At 32.9% G+C, this 24,865-nt stretch carries 27 protein-coding genes and 1 other RNA gene; 11 read left to right on the forward strand and 17 right to left on the reverse strand.

From position 1 onward, the window contains the following. Positions 1 to 50: 50 nt before the first annotated feature. The gene (locus ACJAZK_RS08810) at positions 51 to 398 is read left to right on the forward strand and encodes a LysM peptidoglycan-binding domain-containing protein (RefSeq protein ID WP_415223613.1); all 348 of its coding nucleotides are present in this window, start codon (positions 51 to 53) and stop codon (positions 396 to 398) included. Between the two features lie 46 nt (positions 399 to 444). On the opposite strand, the gene cmk is transcribed toward ACJAZK_RS08810, so the two are convergent. The 4 genes from cmk to lon form a co-directional block, all read right to left on the reverse strand. Beyond that, complete coding sequence (cmk, locus tag ACJAZK_RS08815; RefSeq protein ID WP_415223614.1) at positions 445 to 1,143, reverse strand: (d)CMP kinase; 699 nt, start codon at positions 1,141 to 1,143, stop codon at positions 445 to 447. Beyond that, positions 1,143 to 2,162, reverse strand: coding sequence for a type IX secretion system protein PorQ (gene porQ / locus ACJAZK_RS08820; RefSeq protein ID WP_415223615.1), 1,020 nt, complete (start codon positions 2,160 to 2,162; stop codon positions 1,143 to 1,145). Before porQ ends, cmk begins: the two co-directional genes overlap by 1 nt. 73 nt (positions 2,163 to 2,235) lie before the next feature. Next, a complete protein-coding gene (locus ACJAZK_RS08825) occupies positions 2,236 to 2,994 on the reverse strand; it encodes a LysM peptidoglycan-binding domain-containing protein (RefSeq protein ID WP_415223616.1) in 759 nt (252 codons plus the stop codon). Then, a complete protein-coding gene (gene lon / locus ACJAZK_RS08830; protein WP_415223617.1) occupies positions 2,978 to 5,431 on the reverse strand; it encodes an endopeptidase La in 2,454 nt (817 codons plus the stop codon). The genes ACJAZK_RS08825 and lon overlap by 17 nt, the downstream gene beginning before the upstream one ends. 229 nt (positions 5,432 to 5,660) lie before the next feature. On the opposite strand from lon, the gene ACJAZK_RS08835 reads away from it, so the two are divergent. Genes ACJAZK_RS08835 through ACJAZK_RS08850 form a run of 4 tightly spaced genes read left to right on the forward strand, consistent with a single transcriptional unit; the run spans position 5,661 to position 8,643 of the window. Next, positions 5,661 to 6,221: an RNA polymerase sigma factor gene (locus ACJAZK_RS08835; RefSeq protein ID WP_415223618.1), complete on the forward strand. Its 561-nt coding sequence runs from the start codon at positions 5,661 to 5,663 to the stop codon at positions 6,219 to 6,221. A gap of 28 nt (positions 6,222 to 6,249) precedes the next feature. Next, positions 6,250 to 6,822, forward strand: coding sequence for a hypothetical protein (locus tag ACJAZK_RS08840; RefSeq protein WP_415223619.1), 573 nt, complete (start codon positions 6,250 to 6,252; stop codon positions 6,820 to 6,822). Further along, positions 6,800 to 7,894, forward strand: a complete 1,095-nt coding sequence (locus ACJAZK_RS08845) for a hypothetical protein (protein WP_415223620.1) — start codon at positions 6,800 to 6,802, stop codon at positions 7,892 to 7,894. Before ACJAZK_RS08840 ends, ACJAZK_RS08845 begins: the two co-directional genes overlap by 23 nt. A gap of 26 nt (positions 7,895 to 7,920) precedes the next feature. Next, entirely contained in the window at positions 7,921 to 8,643 is a 723-nt protein-coding gene (locus ACJAZK_RS08850) for a head GIN domain-containing protein (RefSeq protein WP_415223621.1), read from the forward strand. Between the two features lie 66 nt (positions 8,644 to 8,709). On the opposite strand, the gene ACJAZK_RS08855 is transcribed toward ACJAZK_RS08850, so the two are convergent. The 4 genes from ACJAZK_RS08855 to ACJAZK_RS08870 form a co-directional block, all read right to left on the reverse strand. Continuing rightward, on the reverse strand, positions 8,710 to 9,441 hold the full coding sequence (locus tag ACJAZK_RS08855; RefSeq protein ID WP_415223622.1) for a hypothetical protein: 732 nt from the start codon (positions 9,439 to 9,441) through the stop codon (positions 8,710 to 8,712). A gap of 50 nt (positions 9,442 to 9,491) precedes the next feature. After that, a complete protein-coding gene (locus tag ACJAZK_RS08860; RefSeq protein ID WP_415223623.1) occupies positions 9,492 to 10,223 on the reverse strand; it encodes a hypothetical protein in 732 nt (243 codons plus the stop codon). Between the two features lie 610 nt (positions 10,224 to 10,833). After that, positions 10,834 to 12,216 (reverse strand): MFS transporter, encoded by a 1,383-nt coding sequence (locus ACJAZK_RS08865; RefSeq protein ID WP_415223624.1) that lies wholly within the window; start codon positions 12,214 to 12,216, stop codon positions 10,834 to 10,836. Between the two features lie 159 nt (positions 12,217 to 12,375). Then, positions 12,376 to 13,206 carry a M48 family metallopeptidase gene (locus tag ACJAZK_RS08870; RefSeq protein ID WP_415223625.1) on the reverse strand — a complete coding sequence of 277 codons (831 nt, stop codon included), beginning with the start codon at positions 13,204 to 13,206 and terminating at the stop codon, positions 12,376 to 12,378. Positions 13,207 to 13,452: 246 nt separating this feature from the next. Between ACJAZK_RS08870 and msrB the strand changes: the two genes are divergently transcribed. From msrB to lpdA, 3 genes are all read left to right on the forward strand, one after another. After that, a complete protein-coding gene (msrB, locus tag ACJAZK_RS08875; protein ID WP_415223626.1) occupies positions 13,453 to 13,935 on the forward strand; it encodes a peptide-methionine (R)-S-oxide reductase MsrB in 483 nt (160 codons plus the stop codon). Positions 13,936 to 14,130: 195 nt separating this feature from the next. Then, the gene (locus ACJAZK_RS08880; protein ID WP_415223627.1) at positions 14,131 to 14,490 is read left to right on the forward strand and encodes a hypothetical protein; all 360 of its coding nucleotides are present in this window, start codon (positions 14,131 to 14,133) and stop codon (positions 14,488 to 14,490) included. 144 nt (positions 14,491 to 14,634) lie between these two features. Further along, a complete protein-coding gene (gene lpdA, locus ACJAZK_RS08885; RefSeq protein ID WP_415223628.1) occupies positions 14,635 to 16,011 on the forward strand; it encodes a dihydrolipoyl dehydrogenase in 1,377 nt (458 codons plus the stop codon). 74 nt (positions 16,012 to 16,085) lie between these two features. Here the strand turns inward: lpdA and ACJAZK_RS08890 are convergent, their stop codons facing one another. The 5 genes from ACJAZK_RS08890 to ACJAZK_RS08910 form a co-directional block, all read right to left on the reverse strand. Then, positions 16,086 to 16,571, reverse strand: coding sequence for an outer membrane beta-barrel protein (locus ACJAZK_RS08890; RefSeq protein ID WP_415223629.1), 486 nt, complete (start codon positions 16,569 to 16,571; stop codon positions 16,086 to 16,088). A 32-nt stretch (positions 16,572 to 16,603) separates the two neighbouring features. Next, entirely contained in the window at positions 16,604 to 17,026 is a 423-nt protein-coding gene (gene aroQ / locus ACJAZK_RS08895; RefSeq protein WP_415223630.1) for a type II 3-dehydroquinate dehydratase, read from the reverse strand. Between the two features lie 79 nt (positions 17,027 to 17,105). Beyond that, positions 17,106 to 17,732 carry a porin family protein gene (locus tag ACJAZK_RS08900; protein ID WP_415223631.1) on the reverse strand — a complete coding sequence of 209 codons (627 nt, stop codon included), beginning with the start codon at positions 17,730 to 17,732 and terminating at the stop codon, positions 17,106 to 17,108. A gap of 156 nt (positions 17,733 to 17,888) precedes the next feature. Continuing rightward, positions 17,889 to 18,476, reverse strand: coding sequence for an outer membrane beta-barrel protein (locus ACJAZK_RS08905; protein WP_415223632.1), 588 nt, complete (start codon positions 18,474 to 18,476; stop codon positions 17,889 to 17,891). A 371-nt stretch (positions 18,477 to 18,847) separates the two neighbouring features. Then, positions 18,848 to 19,732: a hypothetical protein gene (locus tag ACJAZK_RS08910; RefSeq protein ID WP_415223633.1), complete on the reverse strand. Its 885-nt coding sequence runs from the start codon at positions 19,730 to 19,732 to the stop codon at positions 18,848 to 18,850. 43 nt (positions 19,733 to 19,775) lie between these two features. On the opposite strand from ACJAZK_RS08910, the gene ACJAZK_RS08915 reads away from it, so the two are divergent. The 3 genes from ACJAZK_RS08915 to ACJAZK_RS08925 all read left to right on the forward strand — a co-directional run bounded on the left by ACJAZK_RS08915 (position 19,776) and on the right by ACJAZK_RS08925 (position 22,316). Continuing rightward, complete coding sequence (locus ACJAZK_RS08915; RefSeq protein ID WP_415223634.1) at positions 19,776 to 20,123, forward strand: TM2 domain-containing protein; 348 nt, start codon at positions 19,776 to 19,778, stop codon at positions 20,121 to 20,123. A 52-nt stretch (positions 20,124 to 20,175) separates the two neighbouring features. Next, a complete protein-coding gene (gene xerA / locus ACJAZK_RS08920) occupies positions 20,176 to 21,084 on the forward strand; it encodes a site-specific tyrosine recombinase/integron integrase (RefSeq protein WP_415223635.1) in 909 nt (302 codons plus the stop codon). Positions 21,085 to 21,152: 68 nt separating this feature from the next. Continuing rightward, positions 21,153 to 22,316 (forward strand): sensor histidine kinase, encoded by a 1,164-nt coding sequence (locus ACJAZK_RS08925; RefSeq protein ID WP_415223636.1) that lies wholly within the window; start codon positions 21,153 to 21,155, stop codon positions 22,314 to 22,316. A gap of 41 nt (positions 22,317 to 22,357) precedes the next feature. Here the strand turns inward: ACJAZK_RS08925 and rny are convergent, their stop codons facing one another. From rny to ACJAZK_RS08945, 4 genes are all read right to left on the reverse strand, one after another. After that, positions 22,358 to 23,935, reverse strand: coding sequence for a ribonuclease Y (gene rny, locus ACJAZK_RS08930; protein WP_415223637.1), 1,578 nt, complete (start codon positions 23,933 to 23,935; stop codon positions 22,358 to 22,360). 114 nt (positions 23,936 to 24,049) lie between these two features. After that, a non-coding RNA gene (ssrS, locus tag ACJAZK_RS08935) (6S RNA) lies at positions 24,050 to 24,178 on the reverse strand. A 56-nt stretch (positions 24,179 to 24,234) separates the two neighbouring features. Continuing rightward, a complete protein-coding gene (locus ACJAZK_RS08940; protein ID WP_415223638.1) occupies positions 24,235 to 24,528 on the reverse strand; it encodes a cell division protein ZapA in 294 nt (97 codons plus the stop codon). Between the two features lie 9 nt (positions 24,529 to 24,537). Continuing rightward, positions 24,538 to 24,828, reverse strand: coding sequence for a hypothetical protein (locus ACJAZK_RS08945; protein WP_415223639.1), 291 nt, complete (start codon positions 24,826 to 24,828; stop codon positions 24,538 to 24,540). Positions 24,829 to 24,865 lie beyond the last annotated feature (37 nt).

Consider the following 24,865-nt stretch of genomic DNA (forward strand, 5'->3'; position numbering starts at 1 on the left):
ATATACCTGATAGATTATTTGGTATTCACATTTAATTAAAAACATATATTATGGTAAAATCAAAATATCAAGATGTATTAGACCTAGGACAAACATTACATATGAAAGACGGTGATGTCAAAGTTGAAGATGGAAAGTTGAAAATTTGGGGAACTGCTAAAACACAATATGAAAAGGACTTGCTTTGGGATGCCATTAAAAAAGCAGGTGTTGATATAATGGCAGATATTAAAATAACAAATACGTCTGTCTACGCAAGGTGCACTGTTAAAAGTGGTGAGACTTTAGGGGAAATTGCGAAACACTATTATGGATATGCTTCTAAATATCAAAAGATCTTTGCAGCTAACTCTGATATTTTAAAGAATCCTGATGTAATCCATCAAATCAAGAATTAATTATACCAAATACGTAGGCTGTAATTCTTTAGAACTTAATTTTTTTTTATGCTTTAACGTCTCGTATTTTTTCTTCAGAATGTTTTAAAACAAACTCAAATTGTTCTTCTAAGGTCATATTAGAGTTATCAAGCTTTATAGAGCCCTCAGCCATAGTTAGGGGAGAGTCTTCTCGGGTAGAATCTATATGGTCTCGGGATTGAACATTTTTCAAAACCTCGTCATAACTTACATCATCACCTCGTTCTATGAGCTCATCATAACGACGCTGTGCTCTTTTTTCTGCGGAAGCTGTCATAAATAACTTCAACTCTGCATCTGGAAATACAACTGTACCTATATCACGACCATCCATGACAACACCTTTATCTTTACCAAAGGTTTGCTGCTGTTTAACCAACAGTTCTCTCACTTCTGAAACGGTTGCCACCTGACTCACAAATTGAGAAACTTCTAAAGTTCTAATCTGTGTCTCTATATTTTTACCATTTAGATAAACTTCAGCAAAGCCTAAGTTTTCATTGAACTTAAAACTGATACTAATTTGATCGAGCTGAGCAATGAGACTTTCCTTATCAAAATAAGCACTATCAATACAACCATTTTGCATTGCGTACAATGCCACTGCTCTGTACATCGCACCAGAATCTACATATACATACCCTAAAGCCTTAGCCAATTGTTTAGCAACTGTACTTTTTCCTGTTGATGAAAACCCGTCTATGGCTATGGTAATTTTTGTCATTATCTCAAATCGATTTGAATTCCGAAGAAGTTAGCATTACCTGCTCCTGTATATCGTGCATGAGCAAAATTAAATCTCATTTTATTTAGTTTTATACCGACACCAAAGGATAATCCTGAAAAATTTCGTTGATCTACAATACGCAATTCTTCTGCTCTTCTAAAGTTATAACCCAATCTAATATTGAAGCCTCGTTCTGGAAATAGCTCTGCTCCTATAATAGTATGTCTCAATACTTCATTTAAAAAACCTACTTTTTCTTGAGTTTGATTACCATCTAAATCTGTTGTTGCTCGTGAAGGATTAGAAAACCCAATTGGCCAGGTCTGTAAATTTTCAAACGTTAAATGCCAACGTAATGGCATGTTTTCCAAAGTTTGCGACAGTCCTAGTGATACTTCTAAAGGTAATCGCTCATTTAAACCAGCATACGTTATGAGTTGTGTTCCAAGATTTCTAATAACTAATGCTGCATGAAAATCTAAACGCTCATTGATATACATTGCTCCAAGGTCTGTCGCTATACCAATAGAGTTATACTGTTCTAATTTTGATGTAATTAATTTCAAATTTGCACCTAAATAGAAATCACTAAACGGAATTTGATATGCATAACCAGCAGATAATGCAGCTTCATTACCTGTAAATGTTCCAGTAGAAACACCATTGAGGTCGTAACCATCAAAACTTCCGTAATTAACATAAGTCATCCCGATATGCAACGTTTGCACATGTCTATCCCAAGTGTAAGCATATGCAGCTGTACCATAACTAATTCCGCCTAAATAACTGGAATAGTTGAGAGATAGTTGGTTATCCATTTCAGCATTAATAGATGCAGGGTTAAATAAACCTCCTGTTACGTCATTATCATAATTGGTAATAGTTTTACCTCCAAGTGCTGCTTGACGCGGAGATGACATGAGATTAAGAAATTGGTACGTCGACTCACCTCCTACTTGAGCGTAGATGGAAGCGGTCATAAACAAACAAATAATCGTGGAAATTCTAGTTAGCATATAAGTTTGCAAAGTAAATAAATCTATCTTAAAACGAATGTATGTCTGTTTTATTTTTTGAAAAGAAAAATTTCTATTTTAATTGAAGCTTTTGTCCAATTTTTATAAGATTACTTGCTAAGCCATTTAGAGACTTTATCGCCCCTACAGTAGTGTTATTTCGTTTGGCGATATTATATAAGGTATCTCCTTTTGAAACTGTCCATACTGAACTATATTCAAAATCTGACGAATCAAAGCCGCTAACTCGTATATTTTGTCCAGTTTTAATTAGTGTAGTTTCTAAATTATTAGCTTTTTTTAAAGCTTCTAATGTCGTGTTATATTGTTTAGAAATTGCGTAGAGTGTTTCCCCTTTTTTAACTAAATGAAAGTTTGATGTATTTATTTTAGACTCTTCTTTTGATAGAGAAATATCGTACACCATATCTGTAAGAGATTCAATTTGTGATTTACTATTGGAGATGTTTTTTTGAAATAAAGTAGTAATCGTATCCGAAGTAATTAGATTTGTTTTCGTTGTATTATCGTTAGTGCTTTGAGTAGATTTTTTTTCTAAGCCTGTGGTAGTAATGGACCGTTTTAATTGAGACGGGATCCGGTTTTTATTGATAATGGTATTGCTAGATATAACTGAATCTTTAATTTTTTTAGCAGTTTGTGATTTGGCAACCACGCCATCATTAAATGTTATGACACCAGTAATTAAATTGAGCTGTGCTGGTTTACCATCTAAAAGAACTTCCTTGTATTTTTCAGCCTGGGCAACAGCTCCAAAACTTGAAGCTGTCACCAGTAAAACTGAAGTTATTATTTTAAAGTATTTTAGCATTTTTAACTTTTTGATCGGTTAACGCGAGCTTCAAGACATCACTCATGTCTTTCACATAATGAAACGTCAACCCTTTTAAATATTCTGGATTTATTTCATCAATATCTCGTTTGTTATCTTCACAAAGTAAAATCTCTTTAATTCTTGCGCGTTTAGCAGCCAATATTTTTTCTTTTATACCTCCTACTGGTAACACTTTACCTCTTAGTGTAATTTCTCCAGTCATTGCTAAGCTCTTTTTTATTTTACGTTGTGTAAACAAAGATACTAAACTTGTTAACATAGTTACACCTGCACTTGGTCCATCTTTTGGCGTAGCTCCCTCAGGTACATGTATATGTACATTATATTTACTAAAAACTTCAGGGTCTATTCCAAATTCATCTGCATTTGCCTTAATGTATTCCATAGCAATGGTAGCAGATTCTTTCATCACTTTACCTAAGTTCCCTGTAATTGTTAGATTACCTTTTCCTTTAGATAAGATAGATTCTATAAATAAAATATCACCTCCTACTCTAGTCCATGCTAATCCTGTAACAACACCAGCAACATTATTATTCTCGTATTTATCCCGTTCTAGTCTTGGTACGCCCAAAACTTCAATAATATCCCCATTTGTTACTTTAAGGTTGTAATCCTCTTCCATGGCTATACTCTTAGCAGCATGACGTACTAATTTTGCAATTTGCTTTTCAAGACCACGAACTCCAGATTCTCTTGTATAACCTTCAACCACTTTTTCTAATTGTGGCTTAGCTACTTTAAGATGTTTATCTGTCAATCCGTGCTCTTTTAATTGCTTCGGCAATAAATGACGCTTACCAATTTCAACTTTTTCTTCTATCGTATACCCCGTTACATTAATCATTTCCATACGATCTAGTAAGGCTGGCTGGATATTATTCAAACTGTTAGCTGTCGCAATAAACATCACTTTAGATAAATCAAATCCCATTTCTAAGAAATTATCGTGAAACTCACTGTTTTGTTCTGGATCTAAAACTTCTAATAAAGCAGATGATGGATCTCCTTGATGAGAATTTGATAATTTATCAATTTCATCAAGCACAAATACTGGGTTTGAAGTTCCTGCTTTTTTCAAGCTTTGAATAATTCTCCCTGGCATTGCTCCTATATACGTTTTGCGATGACCACGAATTTCTGCCTCATCACGTAAACCACCAAGGGACATACGCACATATTCCCTTCCTAAAGCCTCTGCTATTGATTTTCCTAATGAGGTTTTACCAACTCCAGGAGGTCCATACAAACATAATATTGGAGATTTCATATCATTACGCAATTTTAGAACTGCTAGATATTCTATAATACGCTTCTTCACATCGTCTAAACCATAATGGTCACGATCTAAAATTTTCATAGCGCGTTTTAAATCAAACTTGTCTTTTGAAAACTTATTCCACGGTAAGTCTAAAAATAAATCCAAATAATTACGTTGTATAGAATACTCGGCTACTTGCGGATTCATGCGTCGCATTTTTGCCAATTCCTTTTCAAAATGTTCTTTAACTGGGTTGTCCCATTTTTTCTTTTTAGCACGAATACGCATGTCTTCAATTTCTTCTCCCGAAGACACACCACCTCCCAATTCCTCTTGGATGGTTTTCATTTGCTGATGTAGGAAATACTCACGTTGTTGCTGGTTCATATCACTTTGAACCTTTGATTGAATATCGTTTTTAAGCTCTAATTTTTGAACTTCAATATTCATGTATTTTAAGGTTGCTAATGCACGTTCCTTTAAATCATTAATTTCTAATAACTCTTGTTTTTCCTCTACGGAAAGATTCATATTAGAAGATACAAAGTTTACCAAAAACGAATTGCTTTCTATATTCTTAATTGCAAATGATGCTTCTGACGGAATATTTGGACTGTCCTTAATAATTTGAAGTGATAAGTCTTTTATAGAATCTATAATCGCTGAAAACTCTTTATTATCTATGGCTGGTTTAGCCTCTTGTACATCTTTAATAGTTGCAGTCATATAGGGCTCCTCAGACATAACTTCTTGTATTTCAAAACGCTTTTTACCTTGAATAATAACAGTGGTATTACCATCTGGCATCTTAAGCACTTTTAAGATACGCGCAACTGTTCCTGTTTTAAAAATATCTTTTGCCGTTGGATCTTCTACAACTTCATCTTTTTGAGATACAACACCAATAACTTTGCTTCCTTTATTCGCATCATTAATGAGTTTAATAGATTTATCGCGTCCTGCAGTAATTGGAATTACTACACCGGGAAACAACACCGTATTACGCAATGATAAAATAGGTAAGGTTTCTGGTAGCACTTCATTATTTATTTCTTCTTCATCTTCAGGAGTCATTAACGGGATTAATTCTGAATTCTCATCAAAATCCTGAAATGACAAACTGTCAAGCTTTAAAAATTTAGACTTAGCCATATTATGTTTTTAGTCATTCTGTCATTAAAACGACAGAACTCTAGATTTATATTAATTTCTATAATCACATTTTATACTGAAAATCAAATACTTAGCAGGTAAATGTAATTACATACCTTTACCTAATTCCAATAGTTATGCCATTACGCTTCCGAAGAATAAAAACTTTTTTCACTAAAAGTGTAACAAACGATCACTCACCTTATCTCTATATTAAAGCATTTGTTTTTTGACACTAACCAATCAAAATATAGAACAGTTATTACAGCTTTGTAAATCTGGAAACCAACACGCACAAATGGAGGTTTATAATAGATATTACAAAGCCATGTACAACACCTCCTTTAGAATTGTTAAAGACAGTTTTGAGGCTGAGGACATCATGCAGGATTCATTTTTAACAGCCTTCACAAAATTAGATAGTCTTAAAGAAATTAAAACTTTTGGATCATGGTTAAAACGAATCGTAATCAATAACAGTATTTATCATTATAAAAAGAATAATAAATATCAAGAAATTGCTCTTAACGATGTGTTGTACAAAGTTGAAGAGACTTCTGGTATCCCAGAAGATTATGAAATTAAAAACATTAAAGCTAATCAGGTTTTGGAGAGCATTAAAAAGCTTAAAGGTAATTATCAAACATGCTTAACGCTCCACTTAATCGAAGGTTATGATTATGAAGAGATTTGTGAAATTATGGATATTTCGGCTGCAAATTGTCGCACCATGATCTCAAGAGCAAAAGATAGCCTACGAAAAAAATTAGAGCCGCTGATTCAATATTAAAGATGCCTAAAGTTTATAAAAGCACGCCATGAAAGAAAAAGATAACATTAAAAAACTATTCTATGACCTCGAAAGAAACTTTGATGTTGACAGGCCAAATAAGGGTCATGAGCGTCGGTTTTTAGAGAAGCTAAAGCAGCAAAACAAAACTGTTATAAAAAGCGCACCTAAAGAAAATAATTACTGGAAGCCATTTCTAGCTGTTGCTGCATCTGTACTGCTTTGTTTTAGTGTTTTTACTATAATGCAGCAGCAACAAGACAATACTCGTACGGATTTAGCAAGTGTATCTCCAGAGCTGTCTCAAACACAATCCTTTTTCATTACTGCTATAGCTCAAGAAGTTACATCCCTAGAAGCGCAGCGCTCTCCAGAGACAGAAGAGATGGTTAATAATACTATGAAAGCACTTAAAGTTTTAGAAAACGAATATCAATCTCTTAAAATAGATTTAAACGAAAGTGGAAACGACAAGCGTGTTATTTACGCTATGATTGCAAATTTTCAAAACCGCATAGATATATTACAAACCGTATTAGAACATATTGAAGATGTCAAAAATTTTAAACTATACCAAAATGAAAACAACAATACTATATAAATTACTATTCGCTTTTATCTTAGTACCAACGCTTGTATTTGCCACAGAACACGAGAAATGGAATGGAGAACATACCAAAGAGAAAACGATAAAAAAGGAGTTTAATGTGAGTGCTAATGCGGTCTTAAAAGTCGACAATAGTTATGGAAATATTAATATTACAACGTATGAAGGCTCTACAATTACGTTTGAGGTTAGAATTACAACTAATGGTAACGATTTAGAAAAAGTAAGACAAAAACTTAATGATATTGATATTGAGTTTTCTAGATCTAATGCAATGGTTTCTGCAAAAACATTGTTTACTAAAAGTAAATCTAATTCTTGGTGGAATTGGGGAAACAACAATAAGGTTAATATGGAAATCAATTACATTATAAAAATGCCAATTACCAACAGTGTAGATTTAAATAATGACTACGGAAATATTGATTTAGACAAACTAGAAGGTCGCGCAGTTATTAACTGTGACTATGGAAAAATTACGACCAAAGAATTAATGGCAGATAACAATTCTATCACATTTGATTATACCAACAATTCGTATTTTGAATATATAAATGGAGGAGAGATCAATGCAGATTACAGTGGTTACACAGTCGGAAAAGCAAAAAAGCTATCCATTAATGCTGATTACACAAAGTCTGAAGTTGAAATCGCAGAAAACATAACCTATAACTGTGATTATGGTTCTATAAAAATCAATAATGCGAATAATGTTACTGGTAACGGAGATTACTTGACCGTTAGGTTAGGTAAAATTTACAAAAATGTCAATCTAAAAGCAGATTACGGTTCTATAAAAATTGGAGAAATGACAGCTAATGCTGGCAACATTGAAATTGATTCTAATTTTAATGGAATAACAATTGGATACGACTCTACTTATAAATTTAGATTTGATATTGATTTAGATTACGCCTCTTTGCGTGATACAGATGACTTTGAGTTTACTAAAAAACGTATAGAATCAACAGATAAATATTACCAAGGTTATTATGGAGATTCCAACAGTCCGAACCTTATTAAAATAAAATCTGAATATGGAAGTGTTACTTTTAAAAGAAACTAAAACGAGTACTTAAACAAAATATCATCATGAAAAAATCAATAGTATTAATTGCAGCCTTATTAAGCTTTACACTTTTACAAGCACAATGGGGAGGAAATAAAATTAAAGGAAATGGCAATACAGCGACAGTAACAAGAACCACATCCGATTATGATGCTGTACATTGCGCAGGCAGTTTTGATTACGTATTAGTCGCTGGAGCAGAGGGAAAAATCACCATCGAAGGAGAATCTAATCTATTAGAATATATTGTTACCGAAGTTAAGGGTGGGAAATTAATTATAAAAACTGAAAAAGGTAAGAATCTAGATCCAAGTAGAAACAAAACAATAAAAATCACGATTCCTTTTAAAGCTATTGATACTGTATCTCTATCTGGATCTGGAGATTTATGGAATGAAGATTACATAATTTCAGATAATTTAGACGTGTCACTATCTGGTTCTGGAGATATTGTTTTGACTATTCAAACTAACTCTGCTACTGGCAAAGTTGATGGTTCCGGAGATTTAACTTTAATAGGGACTACAAAAGATTTAAGAGCTGGTGTAACAGGTTCTGGCGATTTTCATGGATTTGATCTAAAATCAACAAATACAGATGTATCTGTTACAGGATCTGGAGACGCAGAGGTTTTGTGTATAGGACAACTAAAAGCGAGAGTAGTGGGCTCTGGAGATATCGACTATCGAGGGAATCCAGTAAAAGAGGATAGCAAAGTAACAGGATCTGGAAGTATAGAGAATTAAACCAAATTAGAATAATAAAAAAGCCACTATCAATCAAGTTAGTGGCTTTTTTATTATTTAAATCCTTTATTGTTTTGTGTAAACGAATGTCAAATCTTGAGTAGTCGTTGCAGTGAAATCTGAGCTAAATGCAAAAAACCCTTCAGGAATAAATACTGAAAGTTGATTCCCATTTAATATAAAATCCGATACATTAGTTCCATCATCTATTGTAACAGAATTACCAATTTGAGACCAAGTCATATTTGTATTTTCATCTTCAAATTCGCACTCAATTGTATATGTTAATTGATCTGTTGTACCCACTTCAATATCAAAAATAAAGGAAGCATAAGAAGTGCTCATTGAAACAGCTGTACCATCTATATCGAACACAATGGTTTCATTTTCATAACAATCCATTTCATCTAAAAAATTATCACTCGCTGTACCATCATTGTTTAAATCTATAGGTTCCTCTCCTAACCAAGCAGTTAATAACCAAGTACCTTCAACAGCGGTTGCTTCTTGATTATTATTTGTGCAATCTCCCAACCCATTAATTACAATTTGCAAACTTGCGTCTGAATCACCACAGGCCTGAATTTGTGCCTGTAAAGCATTACGGTAAGCGGTACACAATTGTGTGTAATTATCATCATTAACGGACAAAAAATTTAATGCTGCTTGTGCAGTATTTGCTAGTGCTAGTTCACACGTTAATCCTCCTGTTAAGAAATCACCTTCTATAGGTTCATCTTCACAAGACAGGAATGAGAGTAATAAAGTGTATAATAAAATTTGCGTACTTAGTTTCATATTGAATATATTTCTACAAACTTAATATTATTATTAAGAAATAAAAACTTCTAATTTAACGTATAACTTAATAAAGCACCAGAGCTTTGATCACCAACAAATTCAATAAGACCAACATCCTTTGCATAATAGTAATCCACGGTAGATGATACTTGGCCAGAACTTAAATTTAACTCCACATGCAATACATTTTCAAAAGTAACATCTCCAACAGTTCTCGTGAGGTCTCTACCCATCATCTCTAAATCATAAACTGCATCTATGTTAATTGCAGGTATTTCTGGTAATCCGTCAGTAATAGGGACATACGTTATTGTATAGTTCACATTATTTGTCCAAGTTTCTCCTATTTGAGCACTATCTTTTAACATCTTGATTGTTAAATAAGTTGTCGCCACCTCATAACCTTCAATTGGAAAACTTTGAACCGCTGCTCTGATATAATAGCTGTCTCCAGTTTTTCTCAACCAAGATTCTTGATTCATTAATTGATCAAATTTATAGTACAGATTGTCATCGATAGTTTCCGTAGAAATCATATTATAGGTTGTATCACCATAAAACGTATCACTAAAGTTCCATATATTTCCGATAGCTCTTGGCCAATAATCTCCAGAAGACTCACCTACATCACTATCAGTTCCTCCATTATTAGTACCCTGTCCATCCGTACCATCATTGGCATTTTCAGTAAAATCAGAATCCAAAGATTCATTTTCACAAGATTGAAATGACATAATTGCAATGATTACAAACAGACTGCGGATAAATTTAATTTTCATAGGATATAAGGTTTCTACAAACATACTAATTAATTTTAATGCGTTAAGTACAATTTTTATAGGCTAGTTATAAATAAAAAACTACCCTTTATTAATTCAAATGTCTGTTTTATTACGTTAATTTCTAGTATTTAATCAAAATCGTCCCCTCCAAAGAATAGTCAGAAGTTCCTCTAAAGAGTTGATTCACTGGTCCAAATTGGGTAATTGTAAAAAAAAACATTTTCAAACGTCGGCGTGTAACCACCATTATTAAAATAAAAAATTCACTAATGAGATACTGGTATTACTCCATCACCTGAATATGCAACGATGACTGCTAACTGATTAGGCTCTAATCTGCGACTAATTTATAATATAGATATTTTAATTTTATTTGAGAATTCTGTAGATATAGTGTCTTGATAAGTACTGCGTCCATAAATGCTTAAATGAGTGTTGGCATTAGCGTTACTATAATCTTCAATTACAGATCCCTAAATAGTTCTTAAATTGCAGTTGCTTGGGTCAATATCCATAAAAAGAATCACTATCATAATTGAATGTGATGCAAAAAATAATAAGGCAAGATAAATTTGATTTAGAGTTTATTTGTGATAAATATTCTCATTTATTTATTTTCCTCTGGAACTCTAAATAATAAAACAATCCCTATTAAAAAGAAAACAAATAGAAACAGAATAGCATTACGCATGCTCCCCGTAATCTGATCAATAGTTGCAAAAATGACCATACCTATAACAATTCCAATTTTCTCGGCAACATCGAAAAAGCTAAAATAGGACGTTGTATCTTCTGTCTCTGGAAGGAATTTAGAGTATGTAGAACGCGCCAGTGATTGTATGCCTCCCATTACTAGTCCAACAAAAGAGGCTGCAATATAAAACTGAACTGGTGTTTCCATGAAATAAGCGTAAAAACAAAGCCCCATCCATATGAAATTCACTATAATCAAAGTTTTAATATTTCCGAAGATAGAAGACGCACGAGATGTTAAGAATGCCCCAAGGATTGCAACCAATTGTATTACAAGAATACTCAGTATTAGGCCTTGTGTCTTAGCATTTGAATCGCCCCAAGCGATCTCCTCTTCACCAAAATAAACAGCGACTAGCATGATGGTTTGCACTGCCATACTAAATACAAAAAAAGCTAATAAATAACGTTTTAGGCGTAAATTTTGTTTGAGATCTAACCAAACGAGTTTTAATTCTTTTAGTCCATTGAACACAATTGATGTCGTTACTTTACGACCTTTAGAAATCCCTTTTGGTAAAATATAAAATGAATATTGACTGAAAATAATCCACCATAAACCAACGGTTATAAAAGCAACTCTCATGGCTTCGATGGACGCGTTGTCTTTTGCTACTTTTAATGCTTCTAGAATTTGAACTTCTGTTCCTGTTTGTCTAAGGTTATCAGAAATACTGATGTCAAATCCGAACCAATTTGGTTTCATTACCATCGCTAAATTAAGAAGTAATAAAAGAACACTACCTAAATAACCCATCGAAAAACCTTTGGCACTAATGCGATCTTGTTGCTCTGGATACGCAATATCTGGCAAATAAGAATTGTAAAACACCAAACTCCCCCAATATCCAATGAGACCCATAAAATAGAACAATAAGCTCAAATGAATATTCTCTAAACTAAACCAATATAACCCTATACAACCTGCGCTTCCAACGTAACAAAAGAATTTCATAAAATTCTTCTTATTACCAACATAATCTGCAATACCAGATAATATTGGAGAAGTAAAAGTTACCACCAAAAAAGTAAATGCTGTAACGTATGTAATTAGGGCTGTACTTTTAAAAACCATCCCAAATGCTGGAATATTTTTTTGTAATTGATCTGCAAAAAGAGCCGAATAGAATATGGGAAATATCGAAGATGCGATTGTTAATGTATATACCGAATTTGCCCAATCATAAAATGCCCAAGCATTTAGAAGCTTCCTACTACCTTTCTTTAGTTGACTCATATTAAAAATTTATCATTATCAATTAACCTTTGTCTCACAGAAAGAGATGACAATCTCGATTAGACATATTGAATTCTACTATTTAAATAAGAATTCAATAAAAAAAGCTGCCCTTTATTTGGACAGCTTCGAAAGTACTATAAATTTTAATCTTTACAATTAAAAGTTACCTAAAGGTCTAAAAGAGTCTACTCCAAATTTTTTAGCTTCAGCTACCGCTTTAGGAGCCCACTGTTCAAGATTTTTAATTCGTGTGTCATTTGAAGGATGAGTACTCATAAATTCTGGTGGTGCTTCTCCACCACTATTAGCTTTCATACGTTTCCATAATTCTGCAGCCTCACTCGGATTATAACCTGCAATAGCCATTAAATAAAGACCAATCTCATCAGATTGTGTTTCATGACTTCTGCTAAATGGTAGCATGACACCTACTTGACTACCTACACCATAGGCTTGGTTGAATAAGTTACGAGATTGCTCATCCTTAATCGCTATATTTCCAGCAACTGCACCAACTTGTTGTAACATACCCGCACTCATACGTTGCTGACCATGATTTGCAAGAGCATGAGCAACTTCATGTCCCATAATGGCCGCTATTCCTGATTCATTTTGTGCAATCGGTAAAATCCCAGTATAAAAAACTATTTTGCCACCTGGCATACACCAAGCATTTACATTCTTATCATTGACAAGGTTGTATTCCCATTTATAATCATCTAAATACCCTTGATGACCGTTGGCATTCAACCAGCGCTCAGCTGCAACTGCGATTCTCTGCCCTACTCGTTTTATCATTTCAGAATCTGATGTACCTGTAATAACATTATTTTCTGTTAAAAATTGATCATATTGAGCAAACGCAGTGGGAAACAACTGTGAGTTAGGCACTAATGCTAACGTTTTATTTCCTGTAAAAGGGTTGGTAGCACAAGACAGAAATAATACTATCATTCCTAAAGTTACAATGTTCTTTTTAATATTCATGGTTAATAATTTTTTATGTGTAAGCTAATTTACAAAATGATTGTTTTGTGTTTGACCCAAAACATTATATTTTTGACACATGTAAAGTAAAAGTAATACCAATTTTACTGAGAACTAAATATCTTTTTGAAGTAATAAATAAATTCTCAAAAAGAATTGAAATCCATCAACATATTTTTAACTTTTTTGTAAGCCTTTAATTTCACACACGACTAAAAAATAATTAAAAATCCTTATTTTTACATTATGAAAAAGATAATAATATTACTCACAATTACCATGTTTTTTAGCTGTAACTCTTCAGCACAAAAAAAGGAAAGCAATACGCAAAACGCATTTCCAGTGTCTAAAACTGAAGCCGAATGGAAAAAAGAATTATCAAGCGAAGCCTACTATGTTTTAAGACAAGAAGGAACCGAACGTCCTTTTTCTAGTGAATTGAATAATGAAAAACGTGAAGGTACATTTCATTGTGCTGCTTGTGAAACGCCATTATTTAAAAGTGAACATAAATTTGATTCGGGCACTGGATGGCCAAGTTTTGATAGAGAAATTGAAGGCAATGTGGCTTATGGCTCAGACACTAAATTAGGGTATAGTAGAGATGAAGAACACTGTGCAACTTGTGGAGGTCATCTTGGACACGTTTTTAACGATGGTCCAAGAAAAACAACTGGTAAGCGTCATTGTATTAATGGTGTGGCTTTAAAATTCGTGCCTATTAAATAACAATAAAGTTGCGTATGAATTATAACTAAACTAATATCAAATTTAGTTGCAACCCTTAGGACATAAGAACGAATACATGTGCTTTTAAAGTTTAAATTAGTTGTGCTTTTAGTGATAATACCGGTACTCATAAGTTCACAAAACTTAGAGCGCTCAAATTTTTATGGGCACTGGCGATTTAAAAATGAAATAAAAATGATAGAAATAGGTTTGGATACCTTGAGTACATCATCCACCAGTTTTTATGCTGTTGAAGCCAAATTTGAGAAGAACGTTAGTGAACGTCTAGATATCAGAATTTCAAAGACATACTTTAAACTTGATTTCAAAGAATCAAGTTTTTGGAAAGTTTCAGATAATTCGCTTTTGATTTATGAACTTGTTACTAATGAAAAGCTTAAATATTATAAAGATAACACTATAGGTTTTATTAAACAATTAGAAGACAACAATTACTACTATACTAGACCTTATATATTAGAAATAGAGATGGTTAACGAGGCGCAACTCATTATAAACGATGGACAAAACAAGTTGATTTATATAAAACAATAACTCAAATAATTTAGGGTAACTACAATTATAAAAATACACTTCGAATCTCATAATTTAGTTTTCACAATTTGTGTTTTAGTTATTATCATTTTAAACTTTGGTTTTGTAACTTCGTAACCTTAATTAGATGACAAAAATAGACTCATGAGTAAATATGATATTATAGTACTTGGTAGTGGCCCTGGAGGCTACGTAACAGCAATTAGAGCTTCACAACTGGGCTTAAAAACTGCTATTATAGAAAAAGAAAGCTTAGGAGGTGTTTGCTTAAATTGGGGTTGTATTCCCACTAAAGCATTACTTAAATCTGCTCAAGTTTTTGAATATTTAAAACATGCTGAGGATTATGGGCTTAATGTAAAAGATGCAAGTCATGATTTTGGCGCAGTAGTGAAACGTAGTCGTGGTGTTGCAGATGGCATGAGTAAAGGTGTTCAGTTTTTGATGAAGAAGAACAAAATTGATGTTATTAATGGCTTCGGAACACTGAAAACAGGTAAAAAAGTTGAAGTAGACGGAACAGTTTATAGTGCAGACCACATTATTATCGCAACAGGATCTCGCTCTCGTGAGTTGCCTAATTTACCGCAGGACGGTAAAAAGGTAATTGGATATAGAAAAGCAATGACCTTAGAGAAACAACCTAAAACAATGATTATTGTTGGTTCTGGAGCAATTGGTGTTGAGTTTGCCTATTTCTATAACTCGATGGGAACAGATGTTACTGTCGTAGAATATTTACCAAATATTGTTCCTGTTGAAGATGAAGATATCTCTAAGCAATTAGAGCGTTCGTTTAAGAAAAGTGGAATTAAAGTAATGACGTCCTCAGAAGTAACACATGTAGATACTTCTGGAAAAGGCGTTAAAGCAACAATAAAGACTAAAAAAGGTGAAGAAATTTTAGAAGCCGACATCGTATTATCTGCTGTTGGTATCAAATCTAATATTGAAAACATTGGATTGGAAGATGTAGGTATTGCTGTTGATAGAGATAAAATATTAGTAAACGATTACTACCAAACAAATATCCCTGGTTATTACGCTATTGGTGATGTAACTCCTGGTCAAGCATTAGCTCATGTTGCATCTGCTGAAGGTATTTTATGCGTAGAAAAAATTGCAGGACAGCATGTTGAAGCGCTTGACTACGGAAATGTACCAGGCTGCACCTATTGTTCTCCAGAAATTGCAAGTGTTGGCCTGACTGAAAAACAAGCAAAAGAGCAAGGCATCGATATTAAAGTTGGTAAATTCCCGTTCTCAGCCTCAGGAAAAGCAAGTGCTAGTGGTGCAAAAGACGGATTTGTAAAAGTAATCTTTGATGCTAAATATGGTGAATGGCTAGGTTGTCACATGATTGGTGCTGGTGTTACAGACATGATTGCTGAAGCTGTTTTAGGACGTAAACTAGAGACTACAGGTCATGAAGTATTAAAAACTATTCACCCTCACCCAACCATGAGTGAAGCGGTTATGGAAGCTGTTGCAGACGCTTATGGCGAAGTAATACATCTTTAGAATTTGAAGCTAAAATATTAAAAATCAGAATGATATAATTTGCGATTTGAATTAATTTTCAAGTCGCATTTTTTTTAAAATGTATAGCCTGCTCCAAAAAATAATCCATTTGGAGCAACCTCATTGAAGCCCATAACAAATTTCATGTGAATGTCGATAGACTCAGTGATATTATATGCTGTGGCAATATCTCCTCTTACTTTAAATTTATTTGTAAAGAAGTCGAAAAAATAATTAAGACTTGGACCAGCCATAAAACTCAATTTATCAGATAAATGAAACTTGGCATAGATTGGCGCATTGATAAACCTAAAGTCATTTAATTGAATGTATAATAATTCTGGTTGAAGTGAAACGGTTTCATCAATTTCAATATCTGCAAAAATGCCTCCATAAAAACCAGCTTCGGTTTCTATATTGTCTCCAAATTGTGCTTCTTGGATTTTAAAAAAGGTGAGATTTAGACCGCCTTTAATTCCGAAGTCGACATTAGATTGTGCGTTACTTTTCAGAATAGAAAAAAATAAAAAAAGACTACATAGTGTGGTTGTGTATTTCATAATAAAAAAGTAATGTTTTTCTACATTATATATTACTCATCCAAAAAACTTTGGATTGCCAATTCATAACTCTGTAATCCAAATCCTAAAATGACACCTTTAGCATTAGGAGAAATATAGGATTTATGCCTAAACTCTTCTCGAGAAAATGTATTGGATATGTGCACTTCTACCACAGGAGTCGTAATTGCCTTAACCGCATCACCAATGCCAATAGAGGTATGCGTGTAGGCTGCTGCATTGAGTATAATACCATCATAGTTAAAGCCAACCTCTTGAATTTTATCAATCAACTCACCTTCAATATTAGAATGGAAATGTTCTAGTGTCACATTTGGAAATTTCTTAACAGTTTGATCAAAAAATTCTGTGAACGTTAAATTTCCGTAGATATTAGTCTCACGCTGACCTAGAAGATTAAGGTTTGGACCGTTTATAATAATGAGCTGCTTCATAGAGTAAAGGTATTAAAATTTGAGCATAAAAAAACCGAAGCAGTTAGGCTTCGGTTTGGTTTTTCTAATTAGATAAAAATTAAAGATTCAATAATACGCCAATATTAAAACTTCCTCTTCCATTTCTCACAGAAGTACTAGAATCACTAACTTCAAAAATATCTGTAACACCAGCTTGTGCATCCCATTCGACATATAGCTTTGTAGTGTCTGTTACATCAAATTTATAGCCAATACCATACGCAATTCCAAAATCGGTAGAGCTTATAGCGTCTTTAACGTCAATTGCTCTTGTTCCTGTTTCTGCATTTAATAAGATCCCTACATAAGGACCAAAATTAAGATACCAACTTCTATTTGCTCCAAAATGCCAGTTTGCCATCACTGGGATTGTTAAGTAGTTCACGTTAAAATCTGTTGTGAAAGATCCGTTATCGCCATCAAAAAATCCATTTCCCCATCCCTTTTGGTCATAAATTAATTTAGCTTTAATTCCCCAACGGTCTGAGAAGAAGTATTCTCCTACAGCTGCTACGTTTAAGCCACTTTTAGAATCTGTTGCATCTTCTGCATTAGATCCCACAACGACATTTGAGTAATTGAAACCAAGACCAATACCAAATTCTATATCACCTTTATCTGATTGTGCATTTAGGTTAAACATGCCAAGCGAAGTGAATAGAACAATTATAAGTAATTTTTGCATAATTAAATTTGTGTTTTTGTTAAGGACACAAACATAAGATTTTACTCACATAAAACGAAATAAAGATTTAGTGAGGTGAGATAATATAAAATTATTGCATAAAAAAAAGCCGAAGCATTACGCTTCGACTTTAATATGTAATGATAAATTCTGTATTTAGAATTTATAAGTCACACCAAAGTTGATGTCAGATAAATTTAAATTCAACCCGAAAGTATTAACAGCTTCGGCTCCGTCAACATCTTCTTTAGAACTAGCATAAGATAATGCACCGATTGATGCTCTTAATGCGATAGCATCAGATACGAAATAGTTCACACCTGGAGCAATTGCAAAAGCAAAAGTATTGGATTTCGATTCTCCACCACCATTAGGCTCAAATTTATCGTTCACATAAGTAGCTCCCGCTCCTAGAGTAAAAGAAAACTGATCGCTAGGTGTAAAGAAATAAGTTGCACCTAATCCAGCACCAAATGCAGTCGTTTTATCTTCGTTAAAATTTTCTCCCGATCCTATCAATAAGTTTAACTCTAAAGCAATATTTTCAGAAATAAAATACCCTACTGATGGGGAGAAATTAAAGTTATTAGATTTGAAATCTGCTACTTTAGTATTGCTAAATCCAACAGAACCTGATACATAAACATCACCTTTTTCGAAACCACCTATAGTGTTTTCATCTTGTGCATTTACATTTGATAAACCGAACACTGCAATCGCAGTCATAAATAATAATTTTTTCATAATAATTAGTTTTAAGTAATTTTGTTATTTTAAATTGGTCGGCAAACATATACTGATTTTTGCTATTACGCAAGAAAAATAACATAACTTTAAGTATTTTAACGATATTATCAAACGACTTAACAGATAAACTAGTATTAATACTAATCGTTGTAGAGCTATTTATAGCCCTTATTTTAAAAACCATTAGTAAAACCTTAATGTATTATTTATACCAATTCAGTTCGTTTATAATTGAAAAATGCAAAGAAAATACATTTTTTTAGACCACCACCATTTTTACAGATGTTATTAACAATTTTACAAACAAAACATCATAACCTTCTGATTTGTGGTATTTTAAAAACAGAAGTTATTAACAGTTAAAAGTATTATTGTCTTTTTTGAAGTACGTGTATTTGAGTAGATTGATTTTTTTCAAGATTAGTCATGGCCCTTATTTTATTAACTCCATCATGAATTTCTATGACTGCTGTATTTGTTGACATCGTGCCAACACCATCTGCTATAACCTCTATAATAGTCTTTTTTGATGTGAGAGGCACTTCAACAGTTTTAACCTCCTTAGAAATAGTATGTCGTCGTAATATAAAATCCCCATTTAATTTTATTGAAATCATATCTCCATCCTCTTGTCCGCCATCATAAATGAGAAGCGACACCGTTTTATTCTTTGAAAACACACTAGTAACCTGAGATTTTTTCAAAATATTCATATTGAGCTTCTCTAAAAGCTTTAAATCTTTAGCCTTTTGTTTTATACTATCAGCCACTTGATCAGATTTATTGATTTTTTTTGACATCTTTTCCATGCGTTTTTCAACATTCTCAGCAGCGTTAAGAAACAACTCTCCGCTAATACATTCTTCACCATCAGAAAATTCACCTTTAAAATCACCTTTAAAATATTTGGTTTTACCTGGTTTAAAATACGTGGGCTCAAAATGTACAAAGCAAAAATCGTCATGAATCACATCAGACTTCGTATACACAATATCATATTCATTAAAAGAAATTTCTCGTGTAGACGGATTATAAATTCCTTTCAATTTTGATTTAGTTTCGTGATCTCCACCAAAATCTGTTATTGAATAGCCTTCGACTTGATCATAATTGATATTAAATTTAACTTTATAGGTGATAATAGCAGAGTCATTAAGTTTTATAGCTCCAATATATTCACTAGACTCTTGTGCAGACGTTAGCTGTAAACCTAGTATTAAAATAAAGAGGATTCTTACACTACCTTTTATCATATTTTTTTCTTATTATTGTTGAACAAACTTAAACCAATATTATATGAAATTTAAATTTTTACTTTCGTTTCTATTCTTTTTCGGTGCGATTTCTTTTAGTTACGCGTCTTTTCCAGTTAAAAGAGCTGCAGTTGTAACGACTACAACTATCTCAACAACAGATAACGTATCTGTTGATTCTTCATCAGTTGAATTCTATTCTCCAGCTGCAAAAGCTAGTGACGATAAATGGATTGCTGTTGCATTATGGGCTTTCTTATGGCCATTCGCAGCACATAGATGGTACTTAGGATGGTCTATAGGATGGAACATCTTATTTATTATAACCTTTGGAGGTCTAGGGATCTGGGCTCTTGTTGATTTAATAAACATATTGACAGACAATTATTAATATTAAAAGTATTATCTTAAAATCACCCATAACTGGGTGATTTTTTTTTATTATGAAATGGCAAAACGTACTTCAAGATTACAAGTATTACCTCAAAATAGAACGAGGCTTATCAACGAACTCTGTAGTCAATTATGAACTGGATGTAGAGAAACTAATCAATTATCTCGAGGCTAATAGTTATTCTACTTCCCCTATTGATATTGATTATGAGGATATACAAGCATTCATATACGATATTTCAAAACATTTAAATTCTCGTTCTCAATCGCGCTTAATTTCTGGATTGCGTAGTTTCTTTAACTATTTAGTTTTTGAAGATTATCGTAAAACAAATCCTTTAGATCAAATTGAATCGCCTAAAATTGGTAGAAAATTACCAGATACCTTATCTATTAAAGATATTGATAAACTTATAGAGGCTATTGATTTAACAAAAGAATATAACGGTGTTAGAATTGGAGAACGAAATAGAGCCATAATAGAAACATTATACAGTTGTGGTCTTCGTGTTAGTGAATTGACAAATTTGAAGGTTTCTGATCTCTTTTTTGATGAAGGCTTCATAAAAGTAACTGGTAAAGGCAACAAACAACGCTTTGTGCCCATCGGTCTTAATACCCAAAAATATATTATTATTTGGACAGAAATTAGAACTCATATTACTATTCATCCAGAACACAAAGACACACTTTTTCTCAACAATAGAGGTAAACAATTAACACGCGCTATGATTTTTACGATTATAAAAAATCTTGCTAAAGCTATTAACTTAAATAAAGTTATTTCTCCACACACATTTAGACATTCTTTTGCTACTCATCTTTTAGAAAATGGTGCCGACTTAAGAGCCATACAGCTCATGCTTGGACACGAAAGTATTACAACGACAGAAATTTATATGCACATTGATAGGTCGCATCTAAAAGAAGTTCTTCTAAAGCATCATCCTAGAAAATAAGTGATATCTTTAACAGAGATAAAGTGCTACTTTTCAAAAAGTAGTGTCTCAATAAAAAATGCTATGAAATGTTCTTGAGAAGAAAAAAGTCCAGTACTCAAAATAATATTGAGAAAAAAGAACCTATTAATGATAAGCGATGGCAAATAGGCTTAGAAAACACTAATGTTGGCCTCTGGGATTATGATGTCCTTGAAGATGAAGCTTTTTATTCTAAAGAGTCCAAAAAAATTCTAGGGTATGAGGAGCATGAAATAACAAACTCTCCAACCGAATGGAATCGCAGAGTACATCCAGAGGATTCTGAAACTTATTTTAAAGATTTCAAAACACATATCAATGGATTATCAGATGTGTATAGAAATGAACATCGCATTTTATGTCAAGATGGTAATTATAAGTGGATTCTTGATAAAGGCAAAATAGTTGAGCGCAATGCAAAAGGAAAACCAACGCGTATCATTGGCACACATACTGATATTACTTACAGAAAAAAGAAAGAAGTACAGGCTGAACTTTATCTTGAGCTCATAACAAGTCAAAATGAAAGATTACATAATTTCACTCACATCGTTTCTCATAACTTGAAAACTCATATTGGTAACTTCAAAAATATTCTTGAGTTTCTTGATGACGCCAATTCCGAAGAAGAAAAAGAAGAACTTCTGCATCATTTAAAAACGATTTCTGGAGCACTTACAACAACAATTGTAGATTTGGATGATATCATCAGTATAAAAACTAAATCAAACGCTAAGGATCTCAATGAAAGCGTTAATATTTTTGATTGTGCAGAAAAGGTCATTAATAGTCTAGAAATGGACATCGCTCATAACGAAATTGCTATTTGTAATTCTATAATCAAAAATGATTTTATAAATGTAAATAGATCCTATTTAGAAAGTATTCTTTATAATTTGATTTCAAATGGAATTAAATACAAATCTAATAATCGCGATTCTAAAATCATTTTACAGTCTGTTCATTCTGAAAATGAACTTAAAATTCTAATTGAAGATAATGGAATAGGTATTGATACCCATAAATACAAAGGACAACTTTTTGAAATATATCAAACGTTTCATAGTACAAAAAGAGAGGATTCTAGAGGTGTAGGCTTATATATCACTAAAACACAAATGGAAGCTCTAGGCGGAACAATTGGAGTAGAAAGCACATTAGATGAAGGCTCTACTTTTATGCTCACCTTTAAAAAACAAAAAGCACTCTAGTTAGAGTGCTCTTATACTTATAATATTATTTCCCTCGGAAATTATTTCGCAATATTAACCGCTCTTGTTTCTCTTATTACCGTAACTTTTACTTGTCCAGGATATGTCATATCTGTTTGGATCTTTTGCGAAATCTCAAACGATAAATTAGCCGCTTGCTCATCAGTCACTTTTTCACTTTCAACCATCACACGCAATTCACGTCCCGCTTGGATAGCATAAGCTTTATTTACACCACTAAATCCAAAGGCCACTTCTTCAAGATCTTTGAGACGTTGGATATACGAGTCTAATACTTGCCGTCTTGCTCCTGGTCTAGCTCCCGAAATAGCATCACAAACTTGAACAATTGGAGCTAACAATGTTGTCATTTCAATTTCATCGTGGTGAGCTCCAATAGCATTACAAACTTCTGGCTTTTCTCCATGTTTTTCTGCCCATTGCATCCCAAGGATTGCGTGAGGCGTTTCCATATCTGCTTCAGATGATGGTACTTTTCCTATATCATGCAGTAGACCTGCTCGTTTTGCTAATTTAGGATTTAATCCTAATTCTGCTGCCATAACTCCGCATAGTTTAGCAACTTCACGCGAGTGTTGTAGTAAATTTTGACCATAAGACGAACGATATTTCATACGTCCAATCATTTTAATCAATTCAGGATGTAGACCGTGAATTCCTAAATCAATTACTGTACGCTTTCCGACCTCTACAATTTCTTGCTCAATTTGTTTTTGAGTTTTTTGAACGATTTCTTCAATACGTGCAGGATGTATTCTTCCGTCTGTAACTAACTTGTGTAAAGATAAACGTGCAATTTCACGTCTTACAGAATCAAAACAAGACAATATAATTGCTTCTGGTGTATCATCAACTATAATCTCAACTCCGGTTGCCGCTTCAATAGCACGAATATTACGACCTTCACGTCCAATAATTCGACCTTTTACATCATCTGATTCAATATTAAAAACAGACACACAATTATCAATGGCTTCTTCTGTTCCTATGCGTTGTATCGTGTTAATTATAATTTTCTTGGCATCTTGTTGAGCCGTTAATTTAGCCTCTTCCATAGTATGCTGGATATAGCTCATGGCATCTGTTTTCGCCTCACCCTTTAAAGACTCTACCAATTGTGATTTTGCATCTTCAGCAGATAATCCAGAAATAACTTCTAACTGTCTAATTTGGCTTTTATGAGCTTTTTCAACTTCGTCTTTTTTCTTTTCTAAAAATTCTAAACGAAAATTATAATCCTTTAATTTATCGTCTAAAGATTGATTAGATTTCTTACTCTGAGCTAATTCACTAGAGACTTGAGATTCTTTATCTCTCGTTCTTTTTTCGGATTCTGCAATTTTCTTATCACGAGATAAAATAACTTTCTCATGCTCAGATTTAAGTTCTAAAAACTTCTCTTTTGCCTGAAGCATCTTGTCTTTTTTTATAATCTCGCCATCGTTTTTCGCTTGTTTTAAAATTGACTCAGCTTCTTTTTGAGCACCATTTATAAGTTTTGATGCATTGCTCTTCTCTAATGATTTAGCAATCACATATCCTATTACTAGGCCGAGAACCACTCCTCCAACAATCATTAAAATTATATTCGTATCCATGTTTAGTTAGTTTTAAAATTTTTGATATTATCAAAAGTTCCCAATATCACATTGGGATATACAATCCTAAGATTGTAGCACAAAAAAAAGCCTACACTAGTTCTGGTTTTGTATAAACTCCTTAAAAACAAGTTTAGGGCTAACAAGCTGATCAAAAATCTGCTTTGAAATTGAATAAATTCAACTCCTGGCAGCGCGATTTTACAACTTAAACTCACCCTTTTTAAAGAATTAACGTTGAGTTTATCAAAAAATATCACTAATGTAGGCAGTAACCTATTATTTTATTTAAAAGAACACTAAGCACTTAAGTGTTTTTGAAGTAATTGATCTAAAGCATTAAGCTTTTCTTCAACGTCTTCACTAACACTGGCCTTATCTATTGTTTTCTGTTCTACTTGAGACGCAAACTGTAAAGCACACATTGCTAAAACATCTTGTTTATCTCTCACAGAATAATTTTGCTCAAATTGACTTATCATGGCTTCTATCTTTTTAGCTGCTTTACGTAAACCTTCTTCTTGATCAGGTGTTATGGTTAAAGGATATACCCTATTTGCTATAGATAGTTTTATTTTAAGCTGTTCTGCCATTAACGTTTATTATTCAGATAGTTGAGCAATACAATGATCAATGTCTCTAATTAATGTATTTATTTTGAGCTTTGTTTCTCGATTATTCTCGTCACTGCCAAGTAATGAATTTGCAATTTTAAGAGCTTCATGTTTTTCAACCCAAGAACTTAATTCTTCCTGTTGTTGAATACTTTTTTGTTGTTGTAATGCTAACTCCTGAGAAATATTCGCATTTGTTTGCTTTAAAACTTCAAGCTTATGCAAAACCTTGCTAATTTTATTCTCTAAAGAATCGACAACATCTTCAATTTTACTCATTTACAAATTTCAATACTAATGTAACAAAGTTAACATA

Origin of the sequence: Psychroserpens sp. (assembly GCF_047633235.1) — a bacterium.
Classification (GTDB): domain Bacteria; phylum Bacteroidota; class Bacteroidia; order Flavobacteriales; family Flavobacteriaceae; genus Psychroserpens.

What these genes read in the sequence shown, in the direction of transcription:
- ACJAZK_RS08810 (WP_415223613.1), top strand. Translation starts at nt 51, where the DNA reads ATGGTAAAATCAAAATATCAAGATGTATTAGACCTAGGACAAACATTA.
- cmk (WP_415223614.1), bottom strand. Translation starts at nt 1,143, where the DNA reads ATGACAAAAATTACCATAGCCATAGACGGGTTTTCATCAACAGGAAAA.
- porQ (WP_415223615.1), bottom strand. Translation starts at nt 2,162, where the DNA reads ATGCTAACTAGAATTTCCACGATTATTTGTTTGTTTATGACCGCTTCC.
- ACJAZK_RS08825 (WP_415223616.1), bottom strand. Translation starts at nt 2,994, where the DNA reads ATGCTAAAATACTTTAAAATAATAACTTCAGTTTTACTGGTGACAGCT.
- lon (WP_415223617.1), bottom strand. Translation starts at nt 5,431, where the DNA reads ATGGCTAAGTCTAAATTTTTAAAGCTTGACAGTTTGTCATTTCAGGAT.
- ACJAZK_RS08840 (WP_415223619.1), top strand. Translation starts at nt 6,250, where the DNA reads ATGAAAGAAAAAGATAACATTAAAAAACTATTCTATGACCTCGAAAGA.
- ACJAZK_RS08845 (WP_415223620.1), top strand. Translation starts at nt 6,800, where the DNA reads ATGAAAACAACAATACTATATAAATTACTATTCGCTTTTATCTTAGTA.
- ACJAZK_RS08850 (WP_415223621.1), top strand. Translation starts at nt 7,921, where the DNA reads ATGAAAAAATCAATAGTATTAATTGCAGCCTTATTAAGCTTTACACTT.
- ACJAZK_RS08855 (WP_415223622.1), bottom strand. Translation starts at nt 9,441, where the DNA reads ATGAAACTAAGTACGCAAATTTTATTATACACTTTATTACTCTCATTC.
- ACJAZK_RS08860 (WP_415223623.1), bottom strand. Translation starts at nt 10,223, where the DNA reads ATGAAAATTAAATTTATCCGCAGTCTGTTTGTAATCATTGCAATTATG.
- ACJAZK_RS08865 (WP_415223624.1), bottom strand. Translation starts at nt 12,216, where the DNA reads ATGAGTCAACTAAAGAAAGGTAGTAGGAAGCTTCTAAATGCTTGGGCA.
- ACJAZK_RS08870 (WP_415223625.1), bottom strand. Translation starts at nt 13,206, where the DNA reads ATGAATATTAAAAAGAACATTGTAACTTTAGGAATGATAGTATTATTT.
- msrB (WP_415223626.1), top strand. Translation starts at nt 13,453, where the DNA reads ATGAAAAAGATAATAATATTACTCACAATTACCATGTTTTTTAGCTGT.
- ACJAZK_RS08880 (WP_415223627.1), top strand. Translation starts at nt 14,131, where the DNA reads ATGATAGAAATAGGTTTGGATACCTTGAGTACATCATCCACCAGTTTT.
- lpdA (WP_415223628.1), top strand. Translation starts at nt 14,635, where the DNA reads ATGAGTAAATATGATATTATAGTACTTGGTAGTGGCCCTGGAGGCTAC.
- ACJAZK_RS08890 (WP_415223629.1), bottom strand. Translation starts at nt 16,571, where the DNA reads ATGAAATACACAACCACACTATGTAGTCTTTTTTTATTTTTTTCTATT.
- aroQ (WP_415223630.1), bottom strand. Translation starts at nt 17,026, where the DNA reads ATGAAGCAGCTCATTATTATAAACGGTCCAAACCTTAATCTTCTAGGT.
- ACJAZK_RS08900 (WP_415223631.1), bottom strand. Translation starts at nt 17,732, where the DNA reads ATGCAAAAATTACTTATAATTGTTCTATTCACTTCGCTTGGCATGTTT.
- ACJAZK_RS08905 (WP_415223632.1), bottom strand. Translation starts at nt 18,476, where the DNA reads ATGAAAAAATTATTATTTATGACTGCGATTGCAGTGTTCGGTTTATCA.
- ACJAZK_RS08910 (WP_415223633.1), bottom strand. Translation starts at nt 19,732, where the DNA reads ATGATAAAAGGTAGTGTAAGAATCCTCTTTATTTTAATACTAGGTTTA.
- ACJAZK_RS08915 (WP_415223634.1), top strand. Translation starts at nt 19,776, where the DNA reads ATGAAATTTAAATTTTTACTTTCGTTTCTATTCTTTTTCGGTGCGATT.
- xerA (WP_415223635.1), top strand. Translation starts at nt 20,176, where the DNA reads ATGAAATGGCAAAACGTACTTCAAGATTACAAGTATTACCTCAAAATA.
- ACJAZK_RS08925 (WP_415223636.1), top strand. Translation starts at nt 21,153, where the DNA reads ATGTTCTTGAGAAGAAAAAAGTCCAGTACTCAAAATAATATTGAGAAA.
- rny (WP_415223637.1), bottom strand. Translation starts at nt 23,935, where the DNA reads ATGGATACGAATATAATTTTAATGATTGTTGGAGGAGTGGTTCTCGGC.
- ACJAZK_RS08940 (WP_415223638.1), bottom strand. Translation starts at nt 24,528, where the DNA reads ATGGCAGAACAGCTTAAAATAAAACTATCTATAGCAAATAGGGTATAT.
- ACJAZK_RS08945 (WP_415223639.1), bottom strand. Translation starts at nt 24,828, where the DNA reads ATGAGTAAAATTGAAGATGTTGTCGATTCTTTAGAGAATAAAATTAGC.